General features: G+C 60.8%; 12 protein-coding genes. 7 read left to right on the top strand and 5 right to left on the bottom strand.

Translation table 11 applies throughout. From position 1 onward, the window contains the following. Positions 1-2: 2 nt before the first annotated feature. The 5 genes from AC559A_RS04700 to AC559A_RS04680 form a co-directional block, all read right to left on the bottom strand. Positions 3-794, bottom strand: coding sequence for an ABC transporter permease (locus AC559A_RS04700; RefSeq protein WP_028572799.1), 792 nt, complete (start codon positions 792-794; stop codon positions 3-5). 4 nt (positions 795-798) lie between these two features. Continuing rightward, positions 799-1,662, bottom strand: coding sequence for an ABC transporter permease (locus AC559A_RS04695; protein ID WP_028572798.1), 864 nt, complete (start codon positions 1,660-1,662; stop codon positions 799-801). Continuing rightward, positions 1,659-2,606 carry a putative beta-lysine N-acetyltransferase gene (ablB, locus tag AC559A_RS04690; protein ID WP_498816518.1) on the bottom strand — a complete coding sequence of 316 codons (948 nt, stop codon included), beginning with the start codon at positions 2,604-2,606 and terminating at the stop codon, positions 1,659-1,661. The genes AC559A_RS04695 and ablB overlap by 4 nt, the downstream gene beginning before the upstream one ends. After that, positions 2,596-4,005: a lysine 2,3-aminomutase gene (gene kamA, locus AC559A_RS04685; protein WP_028572797.1), complete on the bottom strand. Its 1,410-nt coding sequence runs from the start codon at positions 4,003-4,005 to the stop codon at positions 2,596-2,598. Before kamA ends, ablB begins: the two co-directional genes overlap by 11 nt. Positions 4,006-4,188: 183 nt before the next feature. Then, complete coding sequence (locus tag AC559A_RS04680; RefSeq protein WP_498816516.1) at positions 4,189-5,808, bottom strand: sigma 54-interacting transcriptional regulator; 1,620 nt, start codon at positions 5,806-5,808, stop codon at positions 4,189-4,191. A gap of 282 nt (positions 5,809-6,090) precedes the next feature. Between AC559A_RS04680 and AC559A_RS04675 the strand changes: the two genes are divergently transcribed. The 7 genes from AC559A_RS04675 (at position 6,091) to larAH5 (ending at position 13,509) form a co-directional block, all read left to right on the top strand. Then, positions 6,091-6,951 (top strand): NAD(P)-dependent oxidoreductase, encoded by an 861-nt coding sequence (locus AC559A_RS04675; protein ID WP_498816515.1) that lies wholly within the window; start codon positions 6,091-6,093, stop codon positions 6,949-6,951. Between the two features lie 105 nt (positions 6,952-7,056). Next, positions 7,057-8,055, top strand: a complete 999-nt coding sequence (locus AC559A_RS04670; protein WP_028572794.1) for a TRAP transporter substrate-binding protein — start codon at positions 7,057-7,059, stop codon at positions 8,053-8,055. A gap of 34 nt (positions 8,056-8,089) precedes the next feature. Then, a complete protein-coding gene (locus AC559A_RS04665; protein ID WP_028572793.1) occupies positions 8,090-8,596 on the top strand; it encodes a TRAP transporter small permease in 507 nt (168 codons plus the stop codon). 19 nt (positions 8,597-8,615) lie between these two features. Continuing rightward, a complete protein-coding gene (locus tag AC559A_RS04660; protein WP_211239055.1) occupies positions 8,616-9,926 on the top strand; it encodes a TRAP transporter large permease in 1,311 nt (436 codons plus the stop codon). 48 nt (positions 9,927-9,974) lie between these two features. Then, positions 9,975-11,846 carry an aldehyde ferredoxin oxidoreductase family protein gene (locus AC559A_RS04655; protein ID WP_498816513.1) on the top strand — a complete coding sequence of 624 codons (1,872 nt, stop codon included), beginning with the start codon at positions 9,975-9,977 and terminating at the stop codon, positions 11,844-11,846. 108 nt (positions 11,847-11,954) lie between these two features. Next, positions 11,955-12,230, top strand: coding sequence for a MoaD/ThiS family protein (locus AC559A_RS04650; RefSeq protein ID WP_051434668.1), 276 nt, complete (start codon positions 11,955-11,957; stop codon positions 12,228-12,230). Between the two features lie 4 nt (positions 12,231-12,234). Then, positions 12,235-13,509, top strand: a complete 1,275-nt coding sequence (larAH5, locus tag AC559A_RS04645; protein WP_498816512.1) for a nickel-dependent malate racemase, LarAH5 family — start codon at positions 12,235-12,237, stop codon at positions 13,507-13,509. Positions 13,510-13,511: the final 2 nt, after the last annotated feature.

Genomic DNA, 13,511 nt, shown 5'->3' with positions numbered 1-13,511 from the left:
GTTCAATTCTTCGAAAATCTTCGGATGCAATACCCGGCCAAAAGCGGGGTCATGATCGTGAACACGATCATCACCGTGCCCAGGGCGTTGATTTCCGGACTGATGGAATGGCGGAGCATGCCGAAGATACGCACGGGCACGGTCTGGTGCTCCGCCGTGGCCCAGAACAGGGTGGCCGTGATGTCGTCGAAGGAAATGGTGAAGGAGAAGAGCATTCCGGCCAGGACCGCGGGCATGAGCAACGGAAGCGTGACCTCCCTGAAGGTCTGGAACGGGCTTGCGCCCAAGGACAGGGCGGCTTCCTCGTAAACCCGCTTGATGCTCACCATCCGGGCCTGCACGATGAGCAGCACGTAGGGCAGGGTCAGGATCACGTGTCCGGCCAGGAGCAGGGCGAAGCTCTTGGGTTGTTGCAGCCAGCGGATAAACAGCAGCAAGGCCACGCCCAGGACCACTTCCGGGATCATGATCGGCGCGAGCAGCAGGGTGTTCAGGGTGTTCTTGCCCCTGAAGCTGTAGCGGACAAAGGCCATGGCCGCGGGCACGGCGATGGCCGAGGCGATCAACGCGGTGAGGGTGCCCAGGACGAGGGAATTCTTGAAAGCCCGCAAAATGGCCTCGTTCTGGGCCAGCTGGACATACCACTTCAGGCTGAAGCCCTGCATCGGGAAACTGGCGAACTGCTGCGGGTTGAAGGAGAGGACGATCACCACCACGATGGGCAAAAACATGAACAGGTACACCAGGATGGTGTACAGTCGGATCAGGGACCAGCCGGAAAAGGGAAGTTTCATGGCCTTAGCTCTTGAACGCCTTGAACAGCGTATTGATGCCCAGATAGCGGTTGTAGGTCCAGACGATGCATCCCAGAAGCAGCAGCAGGATCACGCTGATGGCCGATCCGAAGGGCCAATCAAGGGTGCCGATGACCCGGTTGAAGATCAGGTTGGCGATCATTTCGTTGCCAGGTCCGCCCAGGATCATCGGCGGCAGGTAGGTGCCCGCGGTAAGCACGAAGACCAGCAGACATCCGGCACTGACTCCGGGCAGACTCAGCGGCAAAGTGACCTCCCTGAAGGCCTGCCACTCGTTGCAGCCCATGCTCCGGGCCGCTTCCAGCAGATTTTTGTCGATGGCCTCCAGGCTGACGTAGATGTTCAGGATCATGAACGGCAACAAATACTGGATCAGCCCCATGAGCACGGCCGCTTCGTTGTACAGCAGGGAGAGCGGTTCAGTGATGATCCCGAAGCGCATCAGGGTATAGTTCAAAAATCCGTTGGCCCCGAGGATGTTGATCCAGCTCATGGTCCGGATGATGAAGCTGATCCAGAACGGGACCATGATCAGCAGGATCAGGGCTTGGCGGTAGCGGGATTTGCTGCGGTAGAAAAAATAGGCCGGGATGTAGCCCATGACCAGGCACAAAAGGACGCAGATCACCGAGACCCGCAGGGTGCGGAAGAGGATGGTCGGATAGAACAGGTCTTCGAAAAAGCGGGCATAGTTGCCGAACTGAAACGCCGGGATGGCCGCCCCGGTGGGCGCGCGCAGCCAGAAGCTGTAGACCACGACGAAGAGCACCGGGACGACCAGCAGGAAGAAGATGGCGGTCAGGGACGGCGAAAGCAACAGCCATGGCCGCCAGCGGCTTTCTTTCATGTTTTCGGGTTCCGGGTGAAGGGTTGGGAAAGGTCCTCACGCAAAGCAAGGTGCCAGACGTTCATGGACTCCAATCCTCCGCCGATGTGCGTGTTGTTGGGCAGGGTTCCGCCGAAGACGTATCCGGCTCGGGCAAAGGTGACGTTCATGGCGTAGGATTCGGCACGGGCGATGGTGTACAAGGTGCTCAGCCCCAGGTCCCGCATCCGTTCGGTCATGTGCGCCAGGAGGATTCCGGCCAGTTTGCGGCCCCGGAATTCAGGCAGGGTGGCGAAGTCGGTCATTTCCGCTGACCCGGTTTCCGGGTCCACCTCCGCGGAGGCCAGGGCCGCCAGCCGGTCCTGGATCAGGACGCCGTAGAAGCGCGTGGTCCCGGTCATGGAGTTGTGCAGATAGGCTGGATCAAAGATCGGAAAGGGATAGGAGTCGAACACGGCGCGGTAGACCTTGGCCATGTCCTCGGCCTGGTCCGGCCCCAAGGGCACGATGCGTGCGTCCCGAGGCAGGGAAGGAGACGAGGCCGGACGGGACGCGGAAGCCGCGGAGGTTCCGGCCTGGGCCGCCTTATTCCGGGCAACCGACAGGACGTCGCGCAATGCATGGGGGTTGGCCGGTTCTCTGCGCCAGTCCGCGAAATACCGGCCCATGAACACGCCGGCCTCGCGGCCGTTATACAGCCCGGGAACCACGGCCTCGGCCGCGTATCCGGCCTTGGTGAACCGGGCCGCCGCGCCTTCGGGCACCTTGGCGAAGATCTTGGTGTATCCGTGCGCGCGGGCCAGTTTTTCCAGGGTGGGCACGATGGTCGGTTCCTCGGGCGGGGCCAGATGCATCAGGTAGGCCCTGGCATTCAACGGCCCGTGCTGGACCAGGGAAGCGCCGATGCGCTCCAGCTTGTCCGCGGAAGGCCTGAAATCTCCGCTGGAAGCGGTGCTAGGCAACATTGTTGCGACGCTCCATTCTGGCATTGTCGCTGGGGGTCAGGCTGCACGTGTCGTCCCAATCCGACAGGAGCTTCTCGATGCCCACGCACTGCTCCACGGCGTCGTCTTCCTTGAGCTGGAGGTTGCAGGCATCGCATTTGCGGTCGCAAAACCGGGCCTCGTAGCTTTCCGGCTCGGCGTAGGTGGTGATTACGCCCTCGAAGTTGCGGAGCACGACCTTGTTCGCACCCCAGGAAACCACGTAGTTGGGCATGATCGGGATCTTTCCGCCGCCTCCCGGAGCGTCCACCACGTAGGTGGGCACGGAGAAGCCGCTGGTATGGCCGCGCAGGCTCTCGATGATCTCGATGCCCTTGCCCACCGGGGTCCGAAAATGCTCCAATCCCTCGGACAGGTCGCACTGGTAAAGGTAGTAGGGCCGTACCCGGTTCTTGACCAGCTTCTGGTTCAGGGTGCGGATCAGGCGGTGGCAGTCGTTGACCCCGGCCAGCAGCACGGACTGGTTGCCCAGGGGGATTCCGGCGTCGGCCAGGCGGGCCAGAGCGGCCTTGGACGTGGACGTGATTTCCCGGGGATGATTGAAATGGGTGTTCAGCCACAACGGGTGATGCGTTTTGAGCATCCGCACCAGGTCGTCGGTGATCCGGTAGGGCAGGACCACGGGCATCCGGGTGCCGATGCGCACCACCTCCACATGGTCGATGGTCCGCAATTCGCCCAGAATCCAGTCCAGGCGCTCGTCGGAGAGCATCAGCGGGTCCCCGCCGGAAAGCAGCACGTCCCGGACCTGGGGGGTCTTGCGGATGTAGTCCAGCCCTTGGAGCAGTTCCCGCTTTCCGGCCATGGCCTCGGTGTCCTGGTCCCCCACCTTGCGCTTGCGGGTGCAGTGGCGGCAGTACATGGAGCAGACGTTGCTGATGTGGAAAAGCACCCGGTCAGGGTAACGGTGGGTGATCCCCGGGGCAGGACTGTCCTCGTCTTCGTGCAGGGGGTCGCTCATGTCGTTGCGTCCGACCATCAGTTCCTTGGGCGATGGAAAGGCCTGCAAGAAGACCGGGTCTTCGGCGTAGTCCTCGGGATCGATCAAGGAGAGATAGTAGGGCGTGACGGACATGGGGAACTTGTCCGTGGTCCGGGCGAAGGCCTTGCGTTGCAAGTCCGGAAAGCGGACCCCGAGCAGGCGTTCAAAGGTATCCAGGTCTCGAATGGAATTACGGACATGCCATTTCCAATCGGTCCATTGGGATTTCCAATCCGTCGTTTTTTCAAGATTCTGGCTGTCCGGATCGGCTTTGAGTACCCGCGGTTTGAGCTGGATCGCTGCCTTGGCCTTCCGGGCCGCCAGGTCGGTGGTCATCTTCTTGGCGACGCTGCGTTGCCGCCCGCTTAACTGAAACATTCTCCTCCCTGGTTATACATTCAGAGGACGGGGCTGTCCGTCCCTCTTTACCAGCATGGGACTAAAACAGGCTTGGGGGTCGGAGGCAAGGGGGGAGAATGGGCATTTTTCGGGTATGCGTGTCTACCCGATGTGAAAGGACAGCTACCGCCGGCAAAGCGAGTGACTTGCAATGCCTCTGCGTCACCACGCTTCTTTCTTCCAATCAATCCCCAGCTTGCGCATCCTGTGCTGGAGCGTGGAGCGGGGGAGGCCGAGCAGGGCGGCGGCACCTTTGGGGCCGGAGACCACGCCGCGGGTTCGGCGCAGAGTTTCCAGGATATGTTGGCGCTCCAGGTCCTCCAGCCGTGCCGGACCATCCGACGTGGAGCGAGCAGGCTTCGATGTCGTCCGGGCCGAATCGTGTTCGAAAGCGGCTTCTCCGGGGGCGGGCTGGAGGCTTTCCAGCTTCTGAATGTCGTCACCCTCTTTGTTCAGGACCTCGCGGATGTCATCGGTGGTCAATTCTCCGGAAATACAGTTCTTGAGCAGGATCTTGCTCAGGACGTTGCGCAGTTCGCGGATATTGCCCGGCCAGTGATGGTCGAGCAGGCGGTTCGTCATCTCCGGCGTCAAGCGCGGCTTGGGCAGTCCGTGCTGGGGGCAAAGCTGATTGATGAAAAAGTTGGCCAGCACCGGGATGTCCTCCGGGCGTTCACGCAACGGAGGAAGTTCCAGCGTGCACGCCGAGAGCCGATAATAGAAATCCCGGCGCAGTTTGCCCTGGGCCATGGCCTGCTGGACGTCCACGTTGGTCGCGGTCACCAGGCGCGCGTCCACGGACAGCGACACGCTTTCCCCCACCCGTTCGAAGCACTGCTCATCCAGAACATGCAGGAGCTTGCTCTGCATCTCCTGGCTCAATTCCGCGATTTCATCCAGAAACAGGGTCCCGTCGTGGGCCAGCTCGATCCGACCGATTCGTTTGGTGGACGCTCCGGTGAACGCTCCCTTGGCATGCCCGAAAATCTCGCTTTCAAACAGGCTCGTGGACAGGGCCGGGCAGTTGACCCGGACGAAATTCTGCGTGGCGCGCTTGCCGACAGCATGGATGTACCGGGCCAGATGGGTTTTTCCGGTCCCGGTTTCACCCAGCAACAACACCGGGATGTCCAGTCGGGCGACCTTGTTCACCATGGCCATGAATCGCCGCATCTTTGGACTCTCGAAAATGAAGGTCTCATTGGCTTCGGGAAGCGCACAGGACAATTGCAAGGAACTTGGCGCTCCTCCCTGTTCCAGGTGCTCCAAGGCCAGCAGAGCCCCCAGGCAGACGGCCACATATGGGCTGAGTTCCAGAAACAACTCCATGATTCCGTAAAGATTGTCCGGCTTGCGCACAAACGAGCAGTGCAGGGTGCCGACGATCTCATCGTTAAGGATCAAGGGAAAAGCCATGGTTGTGGTCAGTCCGGCCTCGGCCATGGGGTGCAGCACGGATTCGGCGAAATGCTGGGCAATGTCCGTGATCACCACCGGCTTGCGCGTGGCGATGACGTGTCCGGCCACGGTGTTCTGCTCGGCTTTGCGCACCGGAGACAGGGAGCTGACCACCGTGCCCTCGGCCGCGGAAAAATAACTGAGCATCTCGCTGTTGGGGTCGTAAAGGTTGATGCACAGGCGGTCGAAGGCGAACTGCTGTTGGAGCAGGCGGGAGAGGGATTGAAAAAAGGTCGACCGGGACGTGGCCCGGGAGAGTTCCATGACCAGTTCCTTGCTCAAGATGTGGGAAACGACCAGACGCTGGGTTTTGCTTTTCTGCATGCTGCCTCTTTACTGCACTGTGGTGGATCATCCTGAAGTGGTGCCCATGTGTACCGGAAAGTGGGCGACAATGTCCATATGTGGGCATAAAAAGAAAAAAATTGTTGTGTTGGCAACTATTTTAATTTCATTATATCAATTTGTTAAGTTGAAATATACAAAATGGTTCAACTTGGAATGGTCTTTGCTCTACTGCTTTCGTGAATGCATGCGACGTGGACGCCCGGAGTCCAGTGCGCTTATCACGGAAATAAACCATTTCATCAGACAAAGGAGAGTATCATGCAGATTGGATTCATCGGTGCCGGCCTTATGGGGGGCCCCCTGGCCAGGAACCTGATTCGCGCCGGGAAGGACGTCCTGGTGTATGACCTGAGCGCGGAAGCCGTTCAGCGGACCCTGGATGCCGGGACCACGGGAAAGGCCGCCAAGGCTCTTCCCGATTTGGCGGGCTGCGATGCGGTCTTCTCCAGTCTGCCCCTGCCCCAACACGTCACGGGCGTAATGCTCGGAGACGGCGGTCTGTACGCCAAGATGAAAAAAGGGGCCACGCACATTGAGCTTTCCACCATCGACCCCGGCACATCCAACGAGTTGAAGGCCGCGGCTGAGAAGCTCGGCCTGGGATACATCCAGTGCACCCTGGGCAAGACTCCGGCCCATGCCGAAAAGGCCGAGGAGCCCATGTTCATCGGCGGAGACAAGACCCTGGTGGACAAACTGGGCGACATTTTCAAGGTCATCGGCATTCCCAACTACGTGGGCTCCGTTGACGCGGCCTGCGCCGTGAAGCTGATTTCCAACATGATCGGGATGACCAACCTGGCCGTTTTGGCCGAAGGCATCCGGGTCGGGGACAAGGCCGGACTGGACCGCAAGCTGTTGCTGAAACTGCTTACGGACACCGGGGCGCGCAGCTTTCAGATGGACGTTCGCGGCCCGTGGATCGCCAATGACGACTACGCGCCGCGCTTCGGCCTGGATCTGGCCCTGAAGGACGTTCGTCTCGGCCTGGAAATGGCCCGGGCCTGGGGCCTGGATCCGAAGGCCATGGAAGCGGCCCTGGAATACTACAAGGAGGCCAGCGCCGCGGGATTCGGCAAAGAGGACTGCAACGCGGTGATCAAGGCCGTCGGCAAGTAGGGCCCTGCTCCGCTCCTGTCTCGTGTTGACAATGGCGAAATCCTTGATCGGCACGTGCTGATCCGGTGAAAAGGCATACCAACCCCCAACCGAAGGAGAGACGGAATGAAACGAGTGCTTCTGACCATCGTGTCCCTGGCCCTGTTGTTTGGCGCATTCCCCGCGTCCGCGGCCGACTATCCGAGCATGACCATCCGGGCGGCCACGGCCAACCCTGACGGCAGCCTGCATGTGACGGCCATCAACAAATTCAAGGAAATCGTGGAGGCCGAGTCCGACGGCAAGATCCGCGTCCAAACTTTTTACGGCGGCTCCATGGGCGACGAGCAGGCCAACGTCCGCCAGCTGCGCACCCAGGAAATCCACCTGGCCGTGCTGGCCGTGGGCAACCTGACGCCCTTCGCGCCCCAGGCCAACATCTACTACCTGCCCTACATGTTTCCGGGCATCGACACGGCCTACACCCTGCTCAGCGACGAGGCCTTCAACGCCAAGATGGCCGACAAGATCGCCCAGCAGAGCGGCACCCGGCCCTTGTCCTGGCTGATCGGCGGCTACCGGCACCTGACCAATTCCGTCCGGCCCGTAACCACCATCGGTGACCTTCAGGGCTTGAAGATTCGCACCCCCCCGGTGGAAATCCAGATGGAGAGCTTCCGCTCCTGGGGCGTGGAACCGCACCCCCTGGCCTGGACCGAGACGTTCAACGCCTTGCAGCAGGGAGTCATCGACGGTCAGGAAAATCCCCATGCCGTGAACCGGGACCAGAAGTTCTGGGAAGTCCAGAAGTACATCACTCAGTTGCACTATCTGCTTTGGGTGGGCCCGATGCTGGTCAGCGAGCCCTGGTTTCAGCGTCTGGATCAACCCGTGAAAGACCTGATCACCAAGGCCGCCACTGAGGCGGCTCGCTATGAGTGGGAATGGGCCGCGGAACAGGACCAGATCGCGTTGCAGGCGTGCCTGGATAACGGCATGGAATTCCATGAGTTGGAAGACGAGGACGTCTGGATGGAGCGCGCCCGTGGTTTGTGGCCCAAATTCCATGAGCAAGTGGGCGGCGAGGAAGTGATCAACGAGGCCCTGGCGGTCATGGCCGACTAATCAAAAAAAACGTTGAACAAGGAGGCAGGCGGCCATGTTTTTGAAAAGCCTACGTTATGTCTATGACAATTTCGAGGAAGTATTCTGCGCACTAAGCGTGGGGACCATGGTCGCCTGTCTGATGATTCAGGTCGGGGTGCGCTGGGCCACCGGCTCCGGCATGGCCTGGACAGAGGAACTCAGCCGGTATTCTTTTTTGTGGACCGTATTTGTCGGCGCGGCTTTGGTGGCCAAGCACGGAACCCATGTGCGGATTACGGCCCAGTACCTGCTCATGCCCCTGAAAGTCCGTCTGGGGTTTCGGATGTTCACGGACCTGCTCTGGGTCTGTTTCAACCTTTATATTGCCTGGCTGAGCTGGAACGTGATCCAGAGCAATCTGCTGTTTCCGGAACTTTCGCCAGTCCTGGGCATCGTCAGGGCCTACGTGGAAATGATCATTCCCTTCGGCTTCGTACTGATGAGCTGGAGAATCGTCGAGGGGTACATCCGGCGATGGCTGCAAGGTACGCTTCTGCAACTCGTGGAACAGGTTCAATAAGGACCAAGGAGGAGACGACATGGAAATCAGTGTCTTGGCAATGGTCCTCCTGTCCCTGGGAGCCATGTTCCTGCTGGGCATGCCCGTGTTCATGAGCCTGGCCGTGGCCTCGGCCGTGGCCCTGGTTTACGGCGGCTATCTGCCCATGTCCGTAATTCACAACTCTATTTTTGACGGCCTGAATATTTTCCCCCTGCTGGCCATTCCCTGCTTCGTGATCGCCGGAACCTTGATGGAGTACGGCAACATCACCAACCAGATTGTCAACGTGGTCAAGCAACTGGTGGGCCGGATGCACGGCGGCCTGGGCGTGACCACGATCCTGGCCTGCACCTTTTTCGCGGCCATATCCGGGTCCGGCCCGGGCACCGTGGCCGCGGTGGGCACCATCCTGGTCCCGGCCATGATCCGTACCGGGTACAGCAAGGACTACGCCGCATCCGTGGCATCCTCGGGAGGAACCATCGGCCTGTTGATCCCGCCCAGCAATCCGATGATCATCTACGCCATTCTGGGCAACGTCTCGGTCACGGCCATGTTCACCGCGGGCTTTCTGCCCGGGTTCATCGTCGGTTTCTCCATGTGCATGACCGCCTGGCTGGTGGCCCGACAGAAAGGATTCGGCTTAAGTGAAGAGATCGAGCCTTTTTGTATGGGCAATTTTCTGCGCTGCTGCCTGAAAAGCTTTTTCTCCCTGATTACGCCGGTGATCATCCTGGGTTCCATCTACACCGGCCTAGCCACGCCGGTGGAAGCTTCCGTACTGGCCATTGCCTGGGCCCTGTTCGTCGGATTCGTGATCAACCGCGCTTTGACGCTCTCCGGGGTCTACAAATCCCTGCTGGAAGGCTCGTTGATCTGCGGCGCGGTACTGCTCATCGTGGGCACTTCCACCCTGTTCGGACGCATCCTGACCTTCGAAGAGGCGCCGCAGCGTCTTGCCGCATTGGTCCTGGGGGTTTCCGAGGATCCGTTCATGGTGCTGATGATGATCGTCGGCGTGCTGGTCATTCTGGGCATGTTCATGGAAACCCTGTCCACGATCATCATCCTCGTGCCGGTACTCATGCCCATGATCCACATGCTGGGCATCGATCCGATTCACTTCGGCGTGGTCCTCGTGCTGACCAACCAGGTGGCCCTGTCCACGCCGCCGCTCGGGGTGAACCTCTTTGTGGCCTCGCGAATAGCCAATGTTTCGGTGGAGCGGATAGCGGTGGGAGTGCTGCCGTATCTGGTGGCTCTGTTCGCCTGTATTTTGTTGATCTCCTTTTTTCCGAAAATCTCCACCATTTTGCCCGAAATCTTCCTGGGGTACGTCGCCCGCTAACATTGCGCGGCGCATAGGAAACGAAAAAAACACTCAAGGAGTCCGCACATGCCGTTTGGTTACAATGGGAAAATTCTTATCGTGGATCTGACCAATCAAACCTGGTCCGTGGATGAACACGACGAGGCTTGGTACCGCACCTACTGGGGCGGCGGAGCCCTGGCCTCCTGGTACATGCTCAAGCATATTCCGCCCAAAGCCGATCCCCTGGGTCCGGACAACGTCCTGGTCTTTGCCGCTTCCGTGCTTTGCGGCTCCGGCCTGTCGGGTTTCAACCGCTACACCGTCGCGGCCATGAATCCCTTGACCAACGGTTTCGGTGAATCCGAGGCAGCGGGGTATTTCGGACCGGAACTGAAGCATGCCGGATTTGACGCCGTGGTCTTCACCGGCAAGGCCCCCAAGCCGGTTTATTTGTGGATCAACAAGGGCCAGGTGGAGCTGCGGGACGCCGCTGGGATCTGGGGGCTGGAAAACGCCCCGGCCCTGGACGCCATCCGTGAGGAGCTCCAAGAAGCATCGGAAGGCAAGAAGGTCCGCATCGCTTCCATCGGGCCGGCCGGGGAAAATATGGTCCGTCTGGCCTGCGTGATCAACGAGCTGGCCCATGCCAACGGCCGCTGCGGCATGGGCGCGGTGATGGGCTCAAAAAATCTGAAGGCCGTGGTTGTTCGCGGGGATGCGGAAAGCATGACCCTGGCCGATCCGGAGGCCCTCAAGGAGCTGAACAAATGGCACCGGGCGCGCATCGGCGAGCACATGCCCTCGGTGAACATGCGCAAGTTCGGCACGGTTCAGCACCTGATGGCCCAGCAGAATTCCGGCATTCTGCCCACCCGTAACTGGAAGGACTGTCAGTTCGAGGATGCGGCCAAGCTGGGCTGGGACGGCTACGAGAAGATCCAGGACGGGACGCACACCTGCTACAAATGCTCCGTGGCCTGCAAGCGCAAGGTGAATAACACATCGGAGAAGCGCTACGGAGGTCCGGAGTACGAAACCCTGGCCGCCTTGGGCTCCATGTGCGGCGTGGGCGACCTGGACGCGGTCTGCAAGGGTCATGAGCGCTGCAACGCCCTGGGGCTGGACACCGTGGGCACCGGCGCGGTGGTGGCCATGGCCATGGAACTGGCGGAGAAGGGCATTCTTACCGCCGAAGATCTGGGCGGCAGAGCGATTACCTTTGGCGACGGCCCCGGCATGCTGGAGTTGGTGGAGAAGATCGCGGCCCGTGACGGCATTGGCGACACTTTGGCCGAAGGCGTCAAGCGTGCGGCCCAGCGCATCGGCAAGGGCGCGGAGGAATACGCCTTCCACGTCAAGGGCCAGGAACCGGCTTTTCACGACCCCCGGGGCAAGACCGGCGTGGGCCTGGGCTTTGCCCTGTCCCCCACGGGCGCGGACCATATCGAGGCTCCCCATGAAGTGCCCTTTCAGGGCGAGGGAGTGAAGCTGGTCAACCCGCTGGGCATCTTCGTCGCGCCTCAGGCCCTGGATAACGGGCCGGACAAGGTCCGCTACTTCATTGCCGGGGAAAAGACCTGGGCCATGAACAACACCCTGGGCCTGTGCAATTTCGTGGTCGCCCCCCTGTTTTCCATGACCTACGACAAGCTGGGCGAGGCCGTGGAGGCCATCACCGGCTGGCGCACCAGCCTGCATGAACTGATGCTGGTGGCTGAGCGCTCCATTGTCCTGGCCCGGATGTTCAATGTCCGCGAGGGCATGACCAGCAAGGACGACAAGCTCTTCCGGCGGATGTTCGAGCCGCTGCCCGACGGCGTGCTCAAGGGCCGGACCATTGACCCGGATTCCTTCCAGCAGGCCGTGGATCTCTACTATGCCATGATGGGCTGGGACGAGAACGGCGTTCCGAACAAGGGGACGCTGTACAGGCTGAGTTTGGATTGGCTGGTGTGAGGGGAGAGAGTTCATGCGTTAGTATTCAGGAGCCAGTATTCAGGAGCCAGTATTCAGGAGCCAGAAGGCGCGGGGGCGTACGAAGTGCGCCCTCGCGAAGGGAAAAAAATGATGGGCGATACGGGTCAAGGAACAGGACGAGCCGGGGAGGCGGAGGTGACGGTCAGGGTGCGGCTGGAGTCCATTCTGGCGGAACATGCACCGGCGAATCCGGAAGCGTATCCAGTTCCGGAGAACTGCACCCTGGCGGAGCTGATTCAGTTGTTGGGACTGCGTGAGGATCAGGTGATGTTCGCCTTTGTCAACGGTCACATGGCCACATTGCAAACCAGACTTCCGGACAAGGCTTCGGTTTCGCTTTGCCCGTTCATTTGCGGCGGATGAGATCATGGAAATTCTGCTCAAGTATGGAAAAGGAACCAGAATGCTTCGCCTGCCGGACCGGGTCGAGGTGGTGGTGATGACGCCCAGGGATCTGCCGGTCATCGGGGATTTGTCCGGAGCCCTGCATGAAGCCTTGGACGCCCCAATGGACGCCCTGCCCCTGGAGCAACGGTCCATGCCCTCAAGTGTGGCCATAGCCGTTCCGGATGAGACCCGGCCCGCGCCGTTGAAACGACTGCTTCCGGTGCTGCTCAAGCGCATTTTCCGGGCGTGGCCGGAGCTGCGTCCGGAGAAGGTTGCCGTGGTGGTGGGCGGCGGGCTGCATCCGGCCCCGGACGCGGCCCAGATGGCCCGCATCCTGCCGGATGACCTGCACGGCTGCGCCGTCGTGGCCCACGATGCCCTGACCTCGCCCATGACCTCCTTCGGGACGACCTCACGGGGGACGCCGGTGGAGGTCAACGCGGCCATCGGCGAGGCGGATCTGAAGATCGTGGTGGGCATGGTGGATCCGCACCAGTTCCAGGGCATGACCGGCGGCTCCAAGGGCATCACCATCGGCTGCGCATCCAAGGCCATGATCGAGCGCAACCATTCCCTGATGGCCGATCCCGCGGCCCGGGTCGGGAACATCGCGGACAATCCGACCCGGTTGGATTTGAACGAGGCCGGGCGGATGATCGACATTGATTTGGCCGTGAACGTCTGCCTGAATCCGGGCAAACAGGCCGTGGGCTTGTTCGTGGGCGAGCCGGAGGCCGCGCTGCGGGCCGGAGCCGCGGTTACGGAGCAGGTTTACGGCCTGCCTTTGGACCGGCCCTTTGAGATGGTCATCGCCTCCTGTGGCGGAGATCCCAAGGATATCTGTCTGTATCAGGCCCAGAAAGGATTGAACATGGCTTCCCAGTGCGCGGAAGAGGGCGGAAAAATCCTGCTTCTGGCGGCCTGCGGCCAAGGGGTGGGTGATCCGCACTACGAGAACTATGTCCGGCGGTTTTCGTGTCCGGTGGAACAGATGCAGGAGTTCGCGGAGCAGGGGTTTCGGATGGGCGCGCACAAAGCGTTTCTGTTCAGCCGGACCCTGACCAGGTTCACCGTGGTGGTGGATTCGGAAATGGATGCCCGATCCCTGGCCCAGTGCCATCTGACCAAGGGAGATGCACAAGCCACCCTGGACGCATGGCTGGCGACGTACCCAGAGAACGGACGTCCGCGTATCGCCGTGGTGCCCAACGCCAATACCACCTATTTCTATCGGCCCACGGAAGGGCGGAGGTGATC

The sequence above is a fragment of the Desulfonatronum zhilinae genome (genome assembly GCF_900182865.1).
Classification (GTDB): Bacteria; Desulfobacterota; Desulfovibrionia; order Desulfovibrionales; family Desulfonatronaceae; genus Desulfonatronum; species Desulfonatronum lacustre.
Note: the sequence above shows the minus strand (reverse complement) of the source record. Positions and strands in the feature narration are given on the sequence as shown.